General features: G+C 45.9%; 22 protein-coding genes. 14 read left to right on the plus strand and 8 right to left on the minus strand.

All coding sequences use genetic code 11. The features are described from left to right. Positions 1–8 precede the first annotated feature (8 nt). Complete coding sequence (locus A8O14_RS07960) at positions 9–560, minus strand: carboxymuconolactone decarboxylase family protein (RefSeq protein WP_068949019.1); 552 nt, start codon at positions 558–560, stop codon at positions 9–11. A 9-nt stretch (positions 561–569) separates the two neighbouring features. Continuing rightward, complete coding sequence (locus A8O14_RS07965; RefSeq protein ID WP_068949020.1) at positions 570–1,571, minus strand: tripartite tricarboxylate transporter substrate binding protein; 1,002 nt, start codon at positions 1,569–1,571, stop codon at positions 570–572. A gap of 89 nt (positions 1,572–1,660) precedes the next feature. Between A8O14_RS07965 and A8O14_RS07970 the strand changes: the two genes are divergently transcribed. The 7 genes from A8O14_RS07970 to A8O14_RS08000 all read left to right on the plus strand — a co-directional run bounded on the left by A8O14_RS07970 (position 1,661) and on the right by A8O14_RS08000 (position 7,993). Next, a complete protein-coding gene (locus A8O14_RS07970; protein WP_068949021.1) occupies positions 1,661–2,431 on the plus strand; it encodes a sulfurtransferase in 771 nt (256 codons plus the stop codon). Positions 2,432–2,527: 96 nt separating this feature from the next. Further along, positions 2,528–3,523 (plus strand): Bug family tripartite tricarboxylate transporter substrate binding protein, encoded by a 996-nt coding sequence (locus tag A8O14_RS07975; RefSeq protein WP_068949022.1) that lies wholly within the window; start codon positions 2,528–2,530, stop codon positions 3,521–3,523. Between the two features lie 48 nt (positions 3,524–3,571). Next, positions 3,572–4,945 carry an MmgE/PrpD family protein gene (locus tag A8O14_RS07980; RefSeq protein ID WP_068949023.1) on the plus strand — a complete coding sequence of 458 codons (1,374 nt, stop codon included), beginning with the start codon at positions 3,572–3,574 and terminating at the stop codon, positions 4,943–4,945. A 21-nt stretch (positions 4,946–4,966) separates the two neighbouring features. Beyond that, positions 4,967–5,944 (plus strand): D-2-hydroxyacid dehydrogenase family protein, encoded by a 978-nt coding sequence (locus tag A8O14_RS07985; protein ID WP_068949024.1) that lies wholly within the window; start codon positions 4,967–4,969, stop codon positions 5,942–5,944. A 2-nt stretch (positions 5,945–5,946) separates the two neighbouring features. Next, positions 5,947–6,486 carry a chromate transporter gene (locus A8O14_RS07990; RefSeq protein WP_068949025.1) on the plus strand — a complete coding sequence of 180 codons (540 nt, stop codon included), beginning with the start codon at positions 5,947–5,949 and terminating at the stop codon, positions 6,484–6,486. Continuing rightward, positions 6,483–7,004, plus strand: coding sequence for a chromate transporter (locus tag A8O14_RS07995; protein WP_068949026.1), 522 nt, complete (start codon positions 6,483–6,485; stop codon positions 7,002–7,004). The genes A8O14_RS07990 and A8O14_RS07995 overlap by 4 nt, the downstream gene beginning before the upstream one ends. An 11-nt stretch (positions 7,005–7,015) precedes the next feature. Next, on the plus strand, positions 7,016–7,993 hold the full coding sequence (locus tag A8O14_RS08000; protein WP_068949027.1) for a Bug family tripartite tricarboxylate transporter substrate binding protein: 978 nt from the start codon (positions 7,016–7,018) through the stop codon (positions 7,991–7,993). Positions 7,994–8,035: 42 nt separating this feature from the next. Here the strand turns inward: A8O14_RS08000 and crcB are convergent, their stop codons facing one another. From crcB to A8O14_RS11775, 4 genes are read right to left on the minus strand one after another with little or no spacing between them, the layout of a single operon-like run. Continuing rightward, positions 8,036–8,413, minus strand: coding sequence for a fluoride efflux transporter CrcB (gene crcB / locus A8O14_RS08005; protein ID WP_068949028.1), 378 nt, complete (start codon positions 8,411–8,413; stop codon positions 8,036–8,038). 10 nt (positions 8,414–8,423) lie between these two features. Next, a complete protein-coding gene (ygiD, locus tag A8O14_RS08010) occupies positions 8,424–9,203 on the minus strand; it encodes a 4,5-DOPA-extradiol-dioxygenase (RefSeq protein WP_068949029.1) in 780 nt (259 codons plus the stop codon). Positions 9,204–9,212: 9 nt separating this feature from the next. Further along, complete coding sequence (locus A8O14_RS11865) at positions 9,213–9,350, minus strand: hypothetical protein (protein WP_172793433.1); 138 nt, start codon at positions 9,348–9,350, stop codon at positions 9,213–9,215. A gap of 44 nt (positions 9,351–9,394) precedes the next feature. Then, positions 9,395–9,562 carry a hypothetical protein gene (locus A8O14_RS11775; RefSeq protein WP_161484824.1) on the minus strand — a complete coding sequence of 56 codons (168 nt, stop codon included), beginning with the start codon at positions 9,560–9,562 and terminating at the stop codon, positions 9,395–9,397. A 28-nt stretch (positions 9,563–9,590) separates the two neighbouring features. On the opposite strand from A8O14_RS11775, the gene A8O14_RS08015 reads away from it, so the two are divergent. Then, complete coding sequence (locus A8O14_RS08015; RefSeq protein ID WP_068949030.1) at positions 9,591–10,253, plus strand: site-2 protease family protein; 663 nt, start codon at positions 9,591–9,593, stop codon at positions 10,251–10,253. 89 nt (positions 10,254–10,342) lie between these two features. Further along, positions 10,343–10,795 carry a c-type cytochrome gene (locus tag A8O14_RS08020; protein WP_068949031.1) on the plus strand — a complete coding sequence of 151 codons (453 nt, stop codon included), beginning with the start codon at positions 10,343–10,345 and terminating at the stop codon, positions 10,793–10,795. Positions 10,796–10,800: 5 nt separating this feature from the next. On the opposite strand, the gene A8O14_RS08025 is transcribed toward A8O14_RS08020, so the two are convergent. Further along, the gene (locus tag A8O14_RS08025; protein ID WP_068949032.1) at positions 10,801–11,481 is read right to left on the minus strand and encodes a cytochrome b/b6 domain-containing protein; all 681 of its coding nucleotides are present in this window, start codon (positions 11,479–11,481) and stop codon (positions 10,801–10,803) included. 42 nt (positions 11,482–11,523) lie between these two features. Here A8O14_RS08025 and A8O14_RS08030 point away from each other — a divergent pair, with 42 nt between their 5' ends. Next, a complete protein-coding gene (locus A8O14_RS08030; RefSeq protein WP_068949033.1) occupies positions 11,524–12,729 on the plus strand; it encodes an MFS transporter in 1,206 nt (401 codons plus the stop codon). 24 nt (positions 12,730–12,753) lie between these two features. Here the strand turns inward: A8O14_RS08030 and A8O14_RS08035 are convergent, their stop codons facing one another. Further along, the gene (locus A8O14_RS08035; protein WP_068949034.1) at positions 12,754–13,695 is read right to left on the minus strand and encodes a 3-hydroxyacyl-CoA dehydrogenase family protein; all 942 of its coding nucleotides are present in this window, start codon (positions 13,693–13,695) and stop codon (positions 12,754–12,756) included. Positions 13,696–13,780: 85 nt separating this feature from the next. Between A8O14_RS08035 and A8O14_RS08040 the strand changes: the two genes are divergently transcribed. The 4 genes from A8O14_RS08040 to A8O14_RS08055 all read left to right on the plus strand — a co-directional run bounded on the left by A8O14_RS08040 (position 13,781) and on the right by A8O14_RS08055 (position 18,715). Then, the gene (locus A8O14_RS08040; protein ID WP_068949035.1) at positions 13,781–14,710 is read left to right on the plus strand and encodes a 2-hydroxyacid dehydrogenase; all 930 of its coding nucleotides are present in this window, start codon (positions 13,781–13,783) and stop codon (positions 14,708–14,710) included. A gap of 12 nt (positions 14,711–14,722) precedes the next feature. After that, a complete protein-coding gene (locus tag A8O14_RS08045) occupies positions 14,723–15,649 on the plus strand; it encodes a dihydrodipicolinate synthase family protein (protein ID WP_068949036.1) in 927 nt (308 codons plus the stop codon). 25 nt (positions 15,650–15,674) lie between these two features. Continuing rightward, a complete protein-coding gene (locus A8O14_RS08050) occupies positions 15,675–16,625 on the plus strand; it encodes a TAXI family TRAP transporter solute-binding subunit (RefSeq protein ID WP_068949037.1) in 951 nt (316 codons plus the stop codon). A gap of 77 nt (positions 16,626–16,702) precedes the next feature. Beyond that, positions 16,703–18,715 carry a TRAP transporter permease gene (locus tag A8O14_RS08055; RefSeq protein WP_068949038.1) on the plus strand — a complete coding sequence of 671 codons (2,013 nt, stop codon included), beginning with the start codon at positions 16,703–16,705 and terminating at the stop codon, positions 18,713–18,715. Positions 18,716–18,787 lie beyond the last annotated feature (72 nt).

Here is an 18,787-nt window from a genome sequence, read left to right on the forward strand (position 1 = left end):
AGATTCAATTAGGCCGGAGGATGATCTTCAGGATTGACGTCCAAGGCAATTAAGAAGCGAGACACCATGTTGTATGCCGCAATTACAGTCACTAACTCAACAGTATCTGTGCTGCCTAATGCTTTTTGTAAACGCTTCATGAGCTCAGGGTCCACCTTGATATTGCGAGTCATTTGGAAAGTCAAATCTGCCGCATCATTCTCCACCTGAGAAAATAAATTCCTTGGAAAACCGGCTTGCCCAATTAAGCGCAATGCTTGAACCTGTTCCTCAGTGCCGCCCGCCTTTTTAAATGGTGGCGCATGGTGGAAGAATTCATATTCGGCACCATTTAACACGGCAACGCCGCACATCGCTAGTTCACGCAGCTTGGGGTCAAGAGAAAGATTGTTGCGAATTTCACCAACAAAGTGATTCCAACCTTCAGCAATCGGTACGCTATGCAACAACATCCGATCTAAGTTAATAAATTGACCGCCGCGACGTTTACGAATTGCAGCCACCAGCTCAGCTGGCTCAGCCAAATCCATTGGCTGGTAAGGAATTAAACGTTCAGACATAAATACTTTCTATTGACCTGTTTCTTTGATGTTGTTTTCGATAACAAACTTACCCCAGATACCAATCTGCTTGCCAATAAACTCACGGGCAGTTTCAGTAGAGCCGCCAACGATTTCAATTCCTTGAGATTTAAACTTCTCAGCAACTGCTGGATTTTTCAATACCTTGTTCAAAGCCTTATTCATTGCATCCACAATCGCAGGTGGTGTCTTGCCTGGAGCCAATACTGCCCACCATGCAGGCGCGCTAAATCCTGGGAAACCGCTCTCAGAAATCGTTGGCACATTAGGCAATGAAGGGGATCTCTTGGCAGTAGTAATAACCAAAGGAATCACGCCCTTGTTATCGATATGCGGCTTTACTAAAAACTCTGAACCAACTGCAAGCTCGACTTGGCCACCCAAAACATCTTGCATTAAAGGACCACCGCCACGATAAGGAATATGGTTCCAATCAAATCCTGCTTGCTTGGCTAAGCGCGCCATAGCTAAGTGGCCTAGGCTACCAATACCAATTGAGCCATAGCTAAATTTCTTACCCGCCTTGGATTGATCTACTAGTTGTTTAAAACTCGTGATTCCTGAATTTTTACTCGCTACCAAAACCATTGGCGACGTGCCCACCAAAATAATTGGTGAAATATCTTTAATAGTGTCGTAAGGGAGTTTTTCTTTGAGACTTGGATTAACGCCATGTGTATCAAAGACCACCGCAAAGGTATAGCCATCTGGATCAGAACGAGTCATCGCAGAAGTACCAATCACTCCAGAAGCTCCGCCGATATTTTCAACAATCACGTTTTGCTTTAACTCAGCCTGCAAAGCGGGCGCCAAAATACGAGCAACTTGGTCAACAGATCCGCCAGGTGGAAAAACCGCAATAAATCGAATCGGTTTTTGAGTAGGCCATGTGCCCGCTCCCGCCGTTTGCGCTAACGCAAGGTTACCTGCTCCTAGGGTCAATAAGGCCAGTAATAGGGCTCTTTTGGCCGTTTTTGCTAGATCTAGCATGGATTTGTCTCCTATAAATAAGACCTCAAGATTACCACCCCCGAGCCTCATTTGCTCGATAATGCTGGGGTAGCTTGAAGAGAGAAAACATGAAGTCGATTTTGAATATTGCCGCCTATCTATTTGTCAGCCTTGATGGCCTGCCAGAGCTGCGCGCCAAAATGCTCGACCAATGCCAGAATCGGGAGCTCAAGGGCACTATTTTGCTCACCGGAGAAGGCATCAATATGTTTCTTGCTGGCAAAGCCGATGCCTTACGTGGATTTTTAGATTGGCTACAGACCGATCCTCGCTTCGCACTTCTTCAAGCTAAAGAGAGTTGGTCAGACGAGCAGCCATTCAAGAAAATGCTCATCAAACTGAAGAATGAAATTATTCGGATGAATCACCCCGCTATTCAGCCAGAAAAGGGGCGTGCAAATTTCATTTCACCAAAAAAATTACAAGAATGGCTGGATCGAGGGACTGATGATCTTGGTCGGCCAGTAGTAATGGTTGACACTCGCAACGCATTTGAAGTGGACTATGGGACTTTTGAAAACGCTCTGCACTTTAACATTGAAAAGTTCACTGAGTTTCCTGCTGCCATCTCAGCACATAAAGAAGAGTTGGCAGATAAAACACTTGTTAGCTTTTGCACAGGCGGGATTCGTTGTGAAAAATCTGGCTTATACATGCGCGAAATCGGTATGGAGCATAGTTATCAACTGGAGGGTGGCATTCTCAAGTACTTTGAAGAGGTTGGCTCTGCCCACTATCAAGGGAGTTGCTTTGTCTTTGATGAGCGTGAAGCTCTTGAGCCAAACCTCGATTCCATCCCCGTTGAGCGGTCTATTCGGAAAAAGCTCAAAACTGGCTAAGTAGGCGCCTAACATCTAGCATAAATAGTAAAATTAACAAACAGTGGTACTTTAATTGCAGCACACCAATACATAACAATAATTCGGACTTGAGACATGTCTAATACTATTTATCGGCAAAAGCCGATTTTTTTATCTTTTCTGTTTGCCTTAATTGGGCTAGCAACTAGCCTGAGCGCTCATGCTCAAACTCCTGCTTACCCCACTAAGCCGATCAAACTTATTGCACCTGTTGCCGCGGGCGGTGGCTTAGATAATATTGCTCGCGCTGTTGCCGAGAAACTATCCCGCTCACTTGGTCAGCCAGTTATCGTTGAAAACATGGGTGGCGGCGGTGGCGCCATCGCCTCACAAGCAACTGCAAAAGCGCCCGCTGATGGCTATACCCTGATGGTTGCGTATGTTGGCACTCATGGCACCAATCCAGCAGTTCGTCGACTTCCTTATGATGCGATCAAAGATTTCACTCCCATCGGCATGATTGGCGCAACTCCTAATGTCTTAATCATCAACCCTGAGTTGCCGATTAAAAATTTTAAAGAGTTTGTGGACTACGCAAAAAAGAATCCAGCCAAATTAAGTTATGGATCAGCTGGACCAGGAACATTAACTCACCTCGGAATGGAGCAACTGAAGCTTGCCGCTGGCATCTTCATGGTGCACGTACCTTATCGTGGCGTCGGACCTGCCTACACAGACCTTCTAGCTGGACAAACGCAGGCGATGTTGCCAACTCTATTTGCAGCCCTACCCTATATTGATACAAATCGCGTGCGGGGCCTAGCAGTTACTGGCGCTAAGCGCAGTTCAGCCGCCCCCAATATCCCTACCTTTAAAGAGTTGGGCTTTAGCGGTTTTGATGGTCAGCAATGGTATGGAATTGTTGGACCTGCAAATCTACCACCGGCCATTGTTAGCAAACTGAATACTGAGCTGAATAAAGTGCTGGCCTTACATGACTTCTCAGAAAAGATGACAAGCGAAGCAATGACCTTAATGCCAATGTCTCCAAACCAATTCTCAAATTACATCAAAGAAGATATTGCACGCTGGGCTAAAGTTGCCAAAGATCGTCACATTGAACTTGAATAAATTTATCTCTTACATTCCCCATCATTCATATCAATCATAGGAAATAACATGTCTCACGCTATCGCTGCAGCAGCCGATTTAAATGCGCCACCAGTTACAAAGATTCTGGCAGAGTTTGTCACCTCACATCCCAGCCAAGGCTGGACACCAGAAGTGGATCACGAAGCGCATCGCACTTTTTTAAACTGGCTTGGCTGCGCAATTGGTGCAGCTAACCATGAAAGCGTTGAGTCTTCATTAGCCGCTATTCGTGAATTTCAGCCAGCGCCGCAAGCCAGCATCCTCGGACGTAAAGATAAAGTTGATATGGGTGGCGCTGCTCTGATTAATGGCATTAGTTCCCATACTTTTGACTTTGATGACACTCACTTAAAGACGGTGATTCATCCTGCGGGCCCAGTCGCTTCAGCAATCTTGGCTTTGGGCGAACACACCAATGCCAATGGTCGCCAAATTATTGACTCCTTAGTTTTAGGTATCGATGTTGCATGCCGTGTTGGCAATGCTATGTACCCTGACCACTACCATCGCGGTTGGCATATCACCGGCTCAACCGGCATGTTGGGCTCTGCTGCGGCTTGTTCACGCTTAATGGGTCTTGATCTTCAAAAAACAACTATGGCACTCGGTATTGCCGCTTCACAGCCAGTTGGCATGCGCGAGCAATTTGGCACGATGACTAAGCCCTTTCATCCAGGTGGTGCTGCACGTGCTGGTCAACTCTCTGCGTTACTAGCAAAACATGGTTTCACAGCCAGCCCTAAAGCACTTGAAGCAGGTCGCGGTTATATGCAAACTGTTTCTACCAAGAATGACTGGACAGAAATTGATCGCGCCCTGGGTAAATCATTTGAGATCTCTTTAAATACCTATAAACCATTTGCTTGTGGCATCGTGATTCACCCTGCGATTGATGCATGCGCACAGTTACGCGCACAGGGCGTCAAGGCTGAGGACGTAGAGCGTATCGAATTGCGCGTTCACCCACTCGTTCTAGAGCTTACTGGCAAGAAAACCCCTAAGGATGGTCTTGAGGGCAAATTTAGCGTCTACCATGGTTGTGCTGTTGGACTCATCTTTGGTCAAGCTGGTGAAGGCGAGTATGCGGATGACATCGTGAACCGTCCCGATGTTGTGGCATTGCGCGCTAAGGTGAACGCCACTACCGATACCTCTATTAGTGAAGCTTCAGTTGACGTTAAAGCCATCCTAAAAGACGGTAAAGAAGTACATATTTTTGTGAAGAATGCGATTGGTTCTGTAGAAAACCCAATGAGCGATGCCAATTTGGAACAGAAATTCACTAGCTTGGCAGAACCGATTATTGGCAAAGAGAAAACTCGTCAACTAATTTCCGCTCTATGGAAATTAGGCCAAGCCTCTGATCTCAAGCAGATCTTGAACCTTTGCACACCCGACTAAATTTAAAGAGAGTATTGATTAATGGCTTCATTACCAAATATCGTCATCCTTGGAGACTACGAGCGTGCTCTGCGTCGCTTCTCCAATTGGGAAAAACTTGAGAAGCAAGCAAATCTCACCTTTCACCATGAGCCACTGCGTGATGAGGCACTTTATGAAGCAGTGAAAGATGCAGATGCAATTGCAATCGTGCGTGATCGCTCTCCATTCAATGAAGCCATGATTGCACGCTTACCGAAGCTGAAATTTTTGATGTTTACAGGTGAACGTAATGGCACTCTCGATGCGGCAGCATTGGTAGCTCGTAACATTCCCATTGCCTGCTCACCTGGCGGTCCATCAAAGGAAACTACAGCAGAATTAACTTGGGCTCTCATTCTTGGCGCATCGAAACGTCTGATTGAAGAAAATAAATTGATTGCATCAGGCGGATGGCGTGATCACCTTTCCGTTCTCCCCATGCTCTCAGGCGAACGCTTAGGCATCATGGGCCTGGGCGCAATTGGTAGTCGCGTAGCACGAGTTGGCGCTGCATTTGGAATGGAAGTCGTTGCTTGGAGTCCTCGTATGACTCCAGAGCGTGCTGCTGCGGAGAATGCTAAAGCAGTCAGTCTTGATGAATTGCTATCAACATCTAAGGTGGTATCCATGCATCTGGTAGCAGGACCTGGAACCAAAGGATTGATTAGTGCCGATCAATTGGCTTTGATGCGCCCTGACTCAATCCTGGTAAACACTTCACGTGCAGCCCTGATCAATATGGCTGATCTACAAAAAGCGTTGATTGCAGGCAAGCCAGGTCAAGCAGCTGTCGATGTATTTGATATTGAACCTCTTCCAGCAAATGATCCTTTACGCAACACACCGAATCTGTTGGTTACACCCCATTTAGGATTTATTGCAGAACCGATCTTTGCTAGCTTCTCCAAGGGCATTACCGAAACTTTAGAAGCATGGTTGGACAACAAGCCATTGCCTCACCCATTTAAGCCACAGTAATCTTGAAAACACTCACGCCGCTCGAACTCTTTATTAGCTTTAGCAAAATTGGCATGTCCGGGTTCGGCGGGGTCCTTCCTTGGGCCAGAAGAACCCTGGTAGAGCGCGACAAGATTTTGACCTCTGAGGAATTTAGCGCCATCCTAGGTATCTGCCAAATTGTTCCAGGACCTAATATCGTGAATCTCGCAGTTTGTATTGGCTCTCGTTTTGGTGGCGCTAGAGGTGCACTTGCTGCGGTACTAGGTCTCACCTTGGGACCAATTTCTATTGTGATGTTGTTAGCGGTTTTATACGAGCACTACAGCTATTTGGACTCAGTTAAAGGAGTGCTCCGTGGAATATCTGCAGTAGGTGTAGGCCTGATTGCATCTACGGGTTTCAAAATGCTCAAGGATGAGTTTCGTTATCCAGCAATGTTCATTGTTGTCATCGTCACCATACTAGCTGCGAGCTATTTCCATCTTGGTTTAGGTTGGGTCGTCCTAATCTCTTCACCATTAGCCTTGGTCTTAGCCTGGAAGAAAGCCCACTCAGAATGAGCATGCTTCTTAGCCTCTTTCTCAAGCTCTCTGCTTTCTCCTTGATCGCATTCGGTGGCGTGAATGCACTACTCCCAGTTCTATTCAACTTAGCAGTAACCCAAGAACATTGGATTGATGTTCAGACCTTCTCTGACTATTTTGCCATTGCACAAGCGGCACCAGGTCCTAATTTCATGACCGTTACCCTATTGGGCTGGCATGTTGATGGAGTGATTGGCGCCCTCGTTGCCACATTTGCAATCGCCTGGCCTTCTTCCATTTTGATTTTTTACTTACAACGCCTCATTATGGGTATTGAGGATCCGCTAAAAAAGAAATCAATTCAATACGCAGCTGCCGCTCTTGCGATTGGCTTGGTTCTCTCTTCTGCCTGGCAAATTTCTTTACAAATTAACCATAGTGTCGCTGCTTATATATTGACGATCGCGACGATTGCGATTACCTTCTTTACACGTTGGCACCCTTTGTATTTAATAGTGATTGGGGCCGCATTAGGCTTACTAGGCATCATCTAAAAAGGATCAAAATGAAGATCACCCATTTCTTTCTCACCGCATTGGGCTTAGTTAGCCTTCTCAATATTGGGACTGCGCAGGCTCAATCTAACTACCCTAACAAGCCTATCAATTTTGTTGTTCCTTATGGTGCCGGTGGTGGCGCAGATTCCCGTAGCCGTCAAATTGCACAGAAGATGAGCGTCATTCTGAAGCAACCTATCATCGTTGATAACAAACCAGGTGCTGGTGGCAATATTGGCACTGAATTTATTTCTCGTGCAGCGCCCGATGGTTACACCATCGGCATGGGGAACTTTGCTCCAATGGCTGTCAATAAAACTTTATTTGGTAATTTACGTTACGACCCTGAAACCGATATCACACCAATCGTGTTAATCGAAAAAGGTCCTTTAGTTTTAGTAGTTAACCCAAACTCACCCTATAAAACAGTACAGGATATTGTTGCAGCTGCTAAAGCGAAGCCTGGCGTACTCACCTTTTCTTCTGGCGGGATTGGTGGTAGCCACCAACTGTCTGCAGAAATCTTTGAGCAAAATGCTGGTATCGATATGATTCACGTGCCATATAAGAGTGGCTCGGCTGGCTTAACGGATTTGATGGCGGGTAACGTCACCATGATGTTTGATCAAATGTATTCAGCCATGCCCTCAATTAAGGCTGAGAAGCTTCGTCCAATTGCCATTACTAGCAAGAAGCGCTCTCCTCTACTGCCTAACATCCCCACTTTTGCTGAAGCAGGCTACCCAAAGGTTGAAGTACTCAATTGGCAAGGCCTGATTGCACCCAAGGGAACTCCAAAGGCCATCATTGATAAGCTCAATGCTGCAGCAAATGAGGCTTTGAAAGATCCTCAATTACGAGAGCTCATGCTATCTCAAGGAAATGAAATTGGTGGCGGCAGTCCTGCGGAATTTGCTGCGTTGATTAAATCAGAATCAGCCAAATGGAGTGCAGTTGTGAAAACGGCTAATATCAAACCAGAGTAATGAGTTTGATAAATAAAAAGGGGGGCTTAATAGCTCACTTTTTTATTTCAGGGCTTGATACGTCAAGATACCCAAAAAGGTTAACAGCAGTGAACCAACTAAATGCAGCATTGCCGTTCCCAGAGCCCAAGTAAATTCTCCACGCTGAATGAAGGCAACGACTTCAGCAGAGAAGCTAGAGAAGGTAGTCAGGCCACCTAAAAAACCAGTTACCACCAAGAGTCGCCACTCTGGCGAAAGCTGCGGATTATTACCAAAGAAAGCAACGGCTAGACCAACTAGGTAACCGCCCACCATATTCGAGATCAAAGTGCCCAGCGGAATGATGGAGGCAGCGCTTACCGTCAGAACGTTAAAGCCCGCTCTTAATAGGGCACCAAGACCAGCGCCAAAGAAGATTGCAAGAATAGAAAGCCACATAATGTTTTCTTTATTGAATGGAAAAACCAAGCATGCTGATCGAACTCATTTCGATACCATCAACAAACACTTTGGCATGCTCACCCTCTTGTTGTAAAGCTAAAGTATATAAAGCGGGCCAATAGTGCTCAGCCGTAGGAATGGATAGATGAGCAGCATCCCCATATTTTTCCCAGTCGATTAATGAATCATGGTGATTGGCGCGAATCTCCGCTGCGAAAAAATCATTAAATTCTTCTGCCCATGGGTATGGTTCCGCGCCATCTTGCCAGTGAATCGTACGCAAGTTGTGCACGATATTACCGCTAGACAAAATCAGAATATTTTCATCGCGCAAAGGTCGCAACTGTTTTGCTAACTCATAATGCTCGCGGGCTGACATAGAGCCATCTAGGCTCAACTGGACCACGGGCACATCTGAATTGGGATAGAGGTATTTCAGAACAGACCATGCACCATGATCAATACCCCATTCATTCTCTTCTAGAACAACGGGAACATTTAATAATTCTTGAACACGGTCTGCTAATGCAGGGCTTCCAGGGGCTGGATATTGGATATCAAATAGCGCTTGGGGAAAGCCGCCGAAGTCATGAATTGTTTTAGGCTTAGACATTGCAGTAACCCAAGTACCGCGAGTTACCCAATGTGCGGAGATCACCAGAATGGCGTCAGGCCGTTTGAGTGATTTTCCTAGAGAGGCCCAAGCCGCTGTAAAACGGTTGGGCTCTATGGCGTACATCGGACTGCCATGGCCAGCAAATACAGCAGGTTGGCGATGGCTAGTCATTAAGACTGATTAACCGAATACGTAACCAGTATGAGCAGCCACCAATGCAAACAAAATCGCCAAGCTAGTTGCAGCAGCCAACATCACGATCAATGTAATGATCTTTTTGTTAACTTCTTCTTTAGATTCGTTGTGCCATTCGTTCATGCTAAATCCTCTGTAAACACATTAATAATGAGTGTAATTATCCACTATCGACCGCGACCGGCCTTGCGCATCATGCCTTTTCCGCCACCAAAGCCTGCCTGAGGCCTGCCAGCGGGTCCTGATGGTCCTTTTGGTGCAGGTGGACGGGCTGGGGGCTTAGCTACTACTGGCTTAGCTGGGGTTTTTGGGTCTGTTTTCTTATCGTCAGTCACTTTGAGCTCCTATGGATATCATATTGCCATGATTACTGACTATTCTATCCAAGCCGTCGCTATTAATGCGATTCCCCTAATTTTTGCCATCACCATCCATGAGGCGGCCCATGGCTACGCTGCCCGCAAGTTTGGGGATAACACGGCTTACATGCTTGGCAGAGTAAGCCTTAACCCTGCTAAACATATAGATCCAGTAGGAACTGTGTTACTTCCTTTAGCATTAATTTTGATGCAGTCGCCTTTTTTGATTGGCTATGCCAAACCAGTACCCGTCAACTTTGGGCGCCTCAAAAATCCTAGAATCGACTCTATTTGGGTTGCCCTGGCTGGACCTGGGTCTAACTTTATTCAGGCACTAATTTGGTTAATTCTGCTAATTCTGCTGGTGGGCCTTGGTATTGATGAAAAATTCCTGATTTCGATGTCTCAAGCCGGTATCTCTTGGAACCTCAGCTTGCTTGTATTTAACCTGCTACCAATTCCACCTTTTGATGGAGGACGAGTTCTATCGGGACTCCTCCCTACAAGACAGTCCTTGGCGCTCGATAGATTAGAAAAGTGGGGGTTTTATATTGTCCTTGGGCTCATGTTTACTGGAATTATCAGCAATCTCTGGATGACACCTCTCTTAAACTTCTTCCAATGGCTTATTCTTTTGCTAACCAGCCCCCTGCAGATGCTCTTCTAGGCTTCCCGTCAAACAAAAGTCATCAATCTGGAGTATGCTGATTTCATAGTAGGCGGTCTCCATTCATCAATATATCTAAAGAGGTTCCCATGAAACTACAGAAAATTCTTTTAGCTGGTACAGCAACCGTTTTAGCAATTGCCGCTGGTACTGCGATTGCGCAATTCCAAAAACCAGAAGATGCCATTAAATATCGCCAAAGTGCTTTTACAGTAATGGCAAATTCTTTTGGAAAAATTGGTGCGGTTGTTAAAGGCGAGGCTCCATATAACAAAGATGAAGTTGCCAAAAATGCAGCGATTGTTGCCATGATGTCGACCTTGCCATGGCAAGCATTTGGTCCAGGCACTGAAGGCGGTAAGGCGCAACCTGAAGTTTGGTCTGATAACGCGAAGTTCAAAGCAGCTTCTGAAAAAATGCAACTAGCAGTAGCTGATCTGAATAAAGCCGCTCAATCAGGTGATCTGGAAAGCATCAAGAAAACGTTTGGCGCTGCAGGTGCAAGCTGCAAAGGATGCCACGATGATTTCAAAAAGAAATAATCTGCTTATTTGGTAATCAAATAACCCACTGCGACGGCAATAGCGCTTAACAGCACCAAAGCCAGAGCACGCTGTAGACCTCCATCCTTGGAGGGTTGACCCAAGTCAGAAGGCAAATATTTTGCTTCCTCGCTTGGGTCGATTTCTTTATCGCCACTAATCATTGGCTTTATTAAATTTTCGCCTTTGTATCTCTTATAAAACCAAATCGCAGCGATATGGATCGCAATCAAGGTGTAGATCACCACTTGATTGCCTTCGTGAATTTCAGATAAAAAAGAAACTACTGCATTAGGTACGTACTTCGCTAATGGCCCCTGAAAAGCAATCTCATCATCCACAAATAAGCCGGTGAACACTTGAACACTCAAGACAAAGAGCAAAGCAAAGACCGAGAGAGCACCAATCGGGTTATGCCCCAACATGCGTGGTGACTTCCCTTGCAGGTATTCCAAAATGCCGGCGCGGGTTGGGAAAAATGAAGCAAAGCGAGCATGCCTAGAGCCTACAAAGCCCCAGATGATTCTAAATATCAACAAGGTCAAGATGCTGTAGCCAAAATAAGCATGGTATTCAATCGCGCTATCACCTAGGTTAACGCTAATTAAGCTACCAGTGATACAAAGCACCAGTAACCAGTGAAACAGGCGGATTGGCAAGTCCCAGACACGAATCGTTTTCTTCATACCTTAAGGATAAAGCACAAACTCCCTTAAACTCACTAAAACATGAACCCAAGCAAAGCCTTTAGAACCCTACTGCTCTACCGTGTTGGCGCAACACTGAGCTACCAAATTACGATGGTAGCGGTAGGTTGGCACATATATGAACTCACTAATAGCGTTGTTTCATTGGGCTTAGTGGGTTTAGCTGAGCTTGTACCCTACTTCCTGCTGGCGCTCTATGCTGGTCATGCAGTGGATCATTACTCGCGCAAATTGATTGCTGCGATTGCCTGCATGATTCATATTGCGGTTGCATTATTTCTGACAGCAATTGCCCTTAACTGGCTTACGCCACCCGTTCCCCTCATTTACACTGCGATCGCATGCATTGGAGCAGGTCGTGCTTTATTAAGGCCTTCCTATACCGCCATCTTTGGGCAGATTATTCCTAGAGAGCAATTACCACGTTACACAGCATATGCATCTTCAGCATTTCAGATTTGCGTTGTAGCAGGCCCAGGTTTGGGAGGCCTGATGATTGGTTTTGCAGGACTGGAATGGACTTATCTATTAGCGGGAGTTTGTGGCGCTATTGGTTTATATGGCATCACCTTTATTCACGCGCCCCAAGAAAAAATGAGCCAACTTTCTGGTCACTTTTTCAAAAGCTTTTTGGAAGGCTTTGAATATGTTCGTAAACATGAGTTGATTCTAGGCATCATGGCATTAGATATGTTTGCTGTTTTGTTTGGTGGTGCCGTTTCCATTCTTCCTGCTTTTGTTAAGGAAGTATTAAATGCAGGCCCAGAAGTATTAGGCATTCTGCGTGCTGCACCAGCAGCAGGCGCTGTGATCACGGGAATCTATTTAGCGAAACGACCAGTATTAACAGACTCTGGTAAACACCTCTTCTTATCGGTTGCCGGGTTTGGCTTAGCGATTATTGCCTTTGGTCTTTCCAGCCATTTATGGGTGTGTGCATTCTTCTTATTTATTTCAGGATGCTGTGATTCTGTATCAGTAGTCATTCGCGGCAGCATCATGCAACTGACAACCCCCGATCATATGCGTGGGCGCATCAGCGCCATTAACGGTATCTTTATTGGATCCTCAAATGAATTGGGTGCACTTGAATCAGGAATCGCGGCCAGCATGATGGGCTTAGTGCCTTCTATTGTCTTCGGCGGTGCAGCCACTATTGCGATCGTATTGATCACCTATCGACTTGCGCCGCACTTAAGCAAACTCCATCTCAAAGATATTTCCTAGAAATGGAATTTGGCTTGATCAAGCCTATTTGATTTCTGGTAACTCTTTTTGAATAATTTTTAAGCCCTCACGTAATGCAGACTGATAGCGCTCACGCTCTGCTTTAATAGTTTCTGCAGTCCAAGGATAAAAACCCTCTCCAGTTTTCATGCCAAACTTCCCGCTCTCAACGCGCTCACTTAAGCACCTTGCAATCGTTGAGGAATTATTCAACGTAGGATAAATCGTCGCTCCGCCAGCGGCATGGATCTCAAGACCCGCATGATCCCGCTGCATTGCTGGACCGGCGGCGATATAGCGAAAGCCAAATCCATAGCGCACCGCCTTATCAATATCCTCCGGTGTGCAAATACCTGCATCCACCATCGAGAAGGCTTCGCGTGATAAGGCATGTTGTAAGCGATTTGCCAGAAAACCTGGTAAATCTTTTTTAACGGTGACTGGCACCATACCACAAGCGGTCATGAGTCGAGTAAGGCTATCACCAACCATAGGTGAAGTCTTTGCTCCATAAATGACTTCAACACAAGGAATCAAATGTGCTGGCATGAAAAAATGTAAGCCAATCATTCGGGCGGAAGTTTTTAATCCTTCTGCAATTTGGCTAATTGGAAAGCTAGTGCTATTACTTGCAAGCACTGCTTCTGGTTTTGCATACTTCTCTAGCTTGGCAAATAATTCACGCTTAATATCCAACCGCTCTGGCACACACTCGATGACCAAATCAATATCAGCCCAATCAACCTCTTCAAGCGAGCCTGCCACAGACAATAAATGGATACGATGCTCGTAACCCAAATCTGTCATGGTGTTAACAAAATAATCTGGCAATAGCGCACGACGCTCTGTAGTCGGCTCGACCACCTGGACGGCACAACCACCCCGCGCGCAGACGGCAGCGACATCGGCGCCCATCGTACCGCCACCGACAACGACCACTTTAGTTTCAGCTGGGGTAAACAACATGACATTTTCTCCTAGAGGGGGAGGACTTTTTGCCAAAAATCCTCATACAATGGAATCATTATTCCAATAAAAAATAGAGACAGACATGATCCCCGTCAATTCGGTGCTACAGGTCGGCCATTTCCCTGAGATTATGCAGGCGGAAATTGATCGCCGCTTTACGCCTACTCGGCATCCAGATGTAAATGCCCCGCCGCCTCCAGGAAACTTCGAGGCCATCTTGGTTCGCTCCAATACAAAATTACCAGAAGCCCTTGTAAAGCAGATCCCGAGCATTAAATTGGTATCCACCTGTGGGGTTGGTTATGACAACCTACCGCTACCCTACCTAAAAGCCCATGGGATTAAGGCAAGCAATACGCCCGGCGTTCTCAATGATGCAGTCTGCGAACTTGCTATTGGCATGATGCTTAGCCTTATGCGACGCCTTCCAGAGTCTCAAGAGCATGTAAAAAGTGGCGCCTGGTCGAAAGGTCTCTTTCAACTCACCACTACCTTGGCAGGCAAACGGGTTGGCATTGCCGGCATGGGTCGTATCGGCCAAGATTTGGCGAAGCGCCTTGAACCATTTAAGGTAGAAATAGCCTACTCAGGACCTAATCCAAAGCCAGTGCCCTATACCTATTACAAAGAGGTAGTGGATTTGGCACTAGCTTGTGATGTTCTGTTCTTGGCTTGCCCGGCTTCCACTGATACGGACAACTTAATCGACGCCAAAGTTCTTGAGGCACTTGGGTCGTCATCTTATTTGATTAATATTGCGCGTGGCAGTGTTGTAAATGAAGCCGCGCTTTTATATGCACTGCAACATAAACAAATTGCAGGTGCTGCCTTGGACGTGTTTAATAATGAACCCAATCCAAATCCTGCCTTTTTGGAGCTTGATAATGTTTTACTCACGCCCCATATCGGAAGCGCTACCTTGGAAACACGGATAGCAATGACGAACTTAGCTGTAGATAATTTAGAAGCCTTCTTTAAACAACAACCACTTCTTACCGAAGTTCATTATTAAATTGGAGTCAGCATGACTATCTCTTTGCATCCCTCTACTTTGCCAGCGGTGTTATCACCAGTGTTGACGCCATTTAAGGCAGACGGCAGCCCAGATGCCCAGAAACTACTAAAGCAATGTAAGTGGTTGGAGTCCAATGATGTTGGTCAAGCCGTCTTTGGCACCAACTCTGAAGCCAACTCCATGTCTGCCCCACAAAAGATGAGTACTTTGACCGCTCTCATTGAAGGTGGTTTGAATCCTGAACATATGATGCCTGGAACTGGCGCAACTTCAATTGATGCCACAGTCAACATGACACGTCATGCAGTCAATCATAAGTGTGCTGGTGTATTGATGCTGCCGCCGTTCTACTACAAAGACGTTACTGATGATGGCCTGTTTGCTTATTTCTCAGAAGTCATTCAGAAGGTAGGTAATTCAGCCTTACAAATTTATATCTACAACATTCCACCGGTTACTAAAATTAATCTTAGCCTATCACTACTGGAGCGTTTGTCAAAAGAGTATCCAAAAACAGTAGTTGGCATGAAAGATAGCTCTGGTGATTGGGCTTATACCGAATCTGTGATCAAGCTATTGGCGCCATCAGGCTTCCGCGTCTATGCTGGCAGCGAAGTCTTTTTGATGCGTACTCTGCGCGCTGGTGGCGTTGGCTGCATCTCTGCTACAGCAAACGTTAATCCTCACGCCCTTGCTGATCTTGCTGCGCACTGGAAAGACGCCAATGCAGATGAACGTCAAGCGGAGTTAGATAAGGTGCGTAGTGTGTTTGCAAAATATCAAATGATTGCCGGCATGAAAACAGCAGTTGCCCACTTTAGCAAAGATCCAGAGTGGCTGCGTGTACGCCCACCACTCATGCAATTGACAGCAGATCAACAAGCCCAGCTATTGAGCGAGTTAAAGCAAATTAACTTCAGCATGCCTGGTCTTTAATTCAAAAGATATATAGGAGACTTCCATGAAACTACTCAAAGTCATTGTTCTATCACTCAGCTTTTTGTGGGCTGGAGCACAAGCGCAAAATATTTCGATTGCGACGGGTGGTACTGGGGGCGTTTACTACCCGATGGGCGGTGGTTTAGCCTCCGTTCTCTCCAGCAAAGTACCTGGCATGTCTGCAACTGCTGAGGTAACTGGCGGTTCAGTAGATAACCTCAACCTCATCGGTACCGGCAAGCCTTATGTTGGATTTTCAATGGCTGATGCTGCAAAAGATGCGCAGGTTGGTGAAGGTAAATTTGCAGGCAAGAAAGTAGATCTTCGTACCTTGGTGGTGCTCTATCCAAACCTGATGCACGTAGTGACTGTCGATTCCACTGGAATTAAATCCATGAAAGACTTAAAAGGTAAACGCGTCAGTACTGGCGCCCCTGGAAGCGCAACCGAAGTGATGGCATTTCGTATCCTCGAAGCTGCTGGTCTTGATAAAGACAAAGATGTTAAACGTGAGCGCTTAAGTGTTGCTGAATCAGTCAATGCCGTCAAAGATCGTAAGATCGATGCATTCTTCTGGGTAGGTGGCTTACCAACAGCAGCCGTTACTGATCTTGCAAACACCCCTGGAACTAAAATCATCATGGTTGATACTAGCGATGAGGTTGCTACTATGAATAAGAAATACGGAAACCTGTATTTTGTTACCACCATTCCTAAGGCTACCTATAGCGGCATGGCAAAAGATAACAAAGTTGCGGCCGTTGCAAATATTCTAGTGGTTAATGCAAACATGCCTGACGATCAAGCCTATAAGATCGTCAAGACTATGTTTGATAACAAGCTAGAGCTGGTTCGTACTCATCAAGAGTTTATGAATGTCAGCCTAGAAAATCAAAAGACAAAATCAACACCAGTAGATTTTCACCCTGGCGCCCTGAAATACTTTAAAGAGAAAAACGTCAAATTGAATTAAAACTGCAATAGGGGTGAGTTAATCTCGCCCCTTCTGCTTTTAACGAAGTACATAAATATAAATATATAGGTTGAGACATGAATCAAAACGTCATCGATAACGAAACACAGGAAAAATTAGATGCCTTCATCAAGCAGGAGGAAGGTGACTCAAATGACTACAAAGGCTTATTAGCCAAGTTCATTACACTCGTTGCAGTGGGCATGTCTCTTTTTCATTTATACGCTGCATACTCCATCGTACCTACACAAGAGTTGCGCGTGATTCACGTGGCACTCGTTTTATTTTTAGTGTTCTTAAGCTTCCCTATTGCAACACGCTTTAAAAATCGACTGATGCCCTGGGATATCGTCTTTGCAGTGGCATCGGTAGCGATTGCGTATTACATCCTCAGCGGCGGCGATGATTTTATGGATAGAAACACTGCCCCCAACGCAACCGATGTCATGGTGGGCATTGCCTTAATTCTTCTGATTTTAGAAAGCGTGCGCAGAACCAATGGGATGATCCTAGTTAGCGTTACAGCCTTGTTTTTGCTCTACGCTCTGTTTGGCAATCATTTGCCAGCGCCTTGGACTCACAAGGGATACGATCTCGATCGCTTAGTGGGTTACATGTACATGACGCTGGAGGGAATTTACGGCACAGCAGTAGACGTGTCCGCAACCCTCATTATTCTCTTCACGATCTTTGGCGCATTCTTGCAGTTCACGGGTGCAGGCAAATTCTTCATTGACTTCTCTTTTGCAGCAATGGGTGGCAAATCCTCTGGAGTTGGTAGAACCATAGTGATGTCCTCCTTCCTCTTGGGTGGTCCATCAGGTTCGGGTGTAGCCACTACCGTGACTGTCGGCTCAGTTGCCGCACCAATGCTAGAAAAAGTTGGGTACGAGAAAAACGCTGCGGGTGGTCTTTTAGCTGCAGGGGGTCTTGGTGCCATCATTTCCCCGCCGGTATTAGGTGCTGCTGCATTCTTGATTGCCGACTTTCTAAAGATTTCTTATTTAGACGTGCTATTGATGGCCAGCATTCCGACTATCTTGTTCTACCTAGGTTTATTTGTCATGGTGGAAATCGATGTTCGCAAGTACAACATGAAGAGCATTCACTTTGAATCTACTGAGTCTGCTTGGCAGCTTACCCAGAAGTATTGGTTCCATTTCTTCTCACTCATCTCTATTGTGGTGTTTATGCTCATGGGCTTTTCACCAGTGATGTCCGTGTTCTGGGCAACAGTAGTTTCTGCTCTCTCTAGTATGTTGAGAGAAGATACCGCGATCATTCCTTGGGCCTGGTTTAAGGGCAAAGAACCAATTCTTTCCGGTTTGTATAACTCCAACCTTACCAAAGCACTAGCCTCAGGCTCTACCGGCGTTTTAGCAATTGCAGCTACTTGCGCAGGCGCTGGCTTAATCGTAGGCACAGTGACTCTGACTGGACTTGGCCTCAAATTTAGCTCGATCGTGATTCAATACGCCGGTGGCTCACTACTGCTTACGACCATCTTCACGGCTCTAGTTGTTTGGGTTGTAGGTCTAGCAGTACCAGTGACAGCGTCATACATTATTTGTGCAGTGATCGCAGCGCCTGCCCTGATTAATTTGGGTGTACCAGCGTTTGCAGCACACATGTTTATCTTTTACTACGCTGTGCTATCTGAAGTATCTCCCCCAACCGCACTATCGCCATTTGCTGCGGCTGCAATCTGCAAGGGGAATCCCTACCAAACAACTTTGCAGACTTGGAAATATGTTGCACCTGCGATCCTTGTTCCCTTCATGTTCGTGCTAGATAAATCAGGCGTCAGTTTATTGCTCATGGGATCAACCGATGCGCTTGAGCAAGCCGACTGGTTGCAAATTGCTTGGGTATCCTTTACTGCAGTTGTTGGAATCATCTGCTTGGCTGGTGGTCTACAAGGTTGGTTTATTGAGAAGACTAAAGTCTTTGAACGCATCATCATGGTGGTCTCTGGCGTTGCCTTGGCCTATCCATCTACTGAAGCAGACTTAATTGGTTTTGTGGGCTTTGCTTTGGTATTGGCTACCCAAACGATTACCCACTTCAAGCTACACCCCAGATCAACATAAGTCTTCATTTTTGATCAAAGCACCAGAAACAATAAAGCCCACAATAGCGGGCTTTATTTTGTTTTAGATCTT

This window comes from Polynucleobacter wuianus, from assembly GCF_001659725.1.
Taxonomy (GTDB): domain Bacteria; phylum Pseudomonadota; class Gammaproteobacteria; order Burkholderiales; family Burkholderiaceae; genus Polynucleobacter; species Polynucleobacter wuianus.

What these genes read in the sequence shown, in the direction of transcription:
- A8O14_RS07960 (WP_068949019.1), bottom strand. Translation starts at nt 560, where the DNA reads ATGTCTGAACGTTTAATTCCTTACCAGCCAATGGATTTGGCTGAGCCA.
- A8O14_RS07965 (WP_068949020.1), bottom strand. Translation starts at nt 1,571, where the DNA reads ATGCTAGATCTAGCAAAAACGGCCAAAAGAGCCCTATTACTGGCCTTA.
- A8O14_RS07970 (WP_068949021.1), top strand. Translation starts at nt 1,661, where the DNA reads ATGAAGTCGATTTTGAATATTGCCGCCTATCTATTTGTCAGCCTTGAT.
- A8O14_RS07975 (WP_068949022.1), top strand. Translation starts at nt 2,528, where the DNA reads ATGTCTAATACTATTTATCGGCAAAAGCCGATTTTTTTATCTTTTCTG.
- A8O14_RS07980 (WP_068949023.1), top strand. Translation starts at nt 3,572, where the DNA reads ATGTCTCACGCTATCGCTGCAGCAGCCGATTTAAATGCGCCACCAGTT.
- A8O14_RS07985 (WP_068949024.1), top strand. Translation starts at nt 4,967, where the DNA reads ATGGCTTCATTACCAAATATCGTCATCCTTGGAGACTACGAGCGTGCT.
- A8O14_RS07995 (WP_068949026.1), top strand. Translation starts at nt 6,483, where the DNA reads ATGAGCATGCTTCTTAGCCTCTTTCTCAAGCTCTCTGCTTTCTCCTTG.
- A8O14_RS08000 (WP_068949027.1), top strand. Translation starts at nt 7,016, where the DNA reads ATGAAGATCACCCATTTCTTTCTCACCGCATTGGGCTTAGTTAGCCTT.
- crcB (WP_068949028.1), bottom strand. Translation starts at nt 8,413, where the DNA reads ATGTGGCTTTCTATTCTTGCAATCTTCTTTGGCGCTGGTCTTGGTGCC.
- ygiD (WP_068949029.1), bottom strand. Translation starts at nt 9,203, where the DNA reads ATGACTAGCCATCGCCAACCTGCTGTATTTGCTGGCCATGGCAGTCCG.
- A8O14_RS11865 (WP_172793433.1), bottom strand. Translation starts at nt 9,350, where the DNA reads ATGAACGAATGGCACAACGAATCTAAAGAAGAAGTTAACAAAAAGATC.
- A8O14_RS08015 (WP_068949030.1), top strand. Translation starts at nt 9,591, where the DNA reads ATGATTACTGACTATTCTATCCAAGCCGTCGCTATTAATGCGATTCCC.
- A8O14_RS08020 (WP_068949031.1), top strand. Translation starts at nt 10,343, where the DNA reads ATGAAACTACAGAAAATTCTTTTAGCTGGTACAGCAACCGTTTTAGCA.
- A8O14_RS08025 (WP_068949032.1), bottom strand. Translation starts at nt 11,481, where the DNA reads ATGAAGAAAACGATTCGTGTCTGGGACTTGCCAATCCGCCTGTTTCAC.
- A8O14_RS08030 (WP_068949033.1), top strand. Translation starts at nt 11,524, where the DNA reads ATGAACCCAAGCAAAGCCTTTAGAACCCTACTGCTCTACCGTGTTGGC.
- A8O14_RS08035 (WP_068949034.1), bottom strand. Translation starts at nt 13,695, where the DNA reads ATGTTGTTTACCCCAGCTGAAACTAAAGTGGTCGTTGTCGGTGGCGGT.
- A8O14_RS08040 (WP_068949035.1), top strand. Translation starts at nt 13,781, where the DNA reads ATGATCCCCGTCAATTCGGTGCTACAGGTCGGCCATTTCCCTGAGATT.
- A8O14_RS08045 (WP_068949036.1), top strand. Translation starts at nt 14,723, where the DNA reads ATGACTATCTCTTTGCATCCCTCTACTTTGCCAGCGGTGTTATCACCA.
- A8O14_RS08050 (WP_068949037.1), top strand. Translation starts at nt 15,675, where the DNA reads ATGAAACTACTCAAAGTCATTGTTCTATCACTCAGCTTTTTGTGGGCT.
- A8O14_RS08055 (WP_068949038.1), top strand. Translation starts at nt 16,703, where the DNA reads ATGAATCAAAACGTCATCGATAACGAAACACAGGAAAAATTAGATGCC.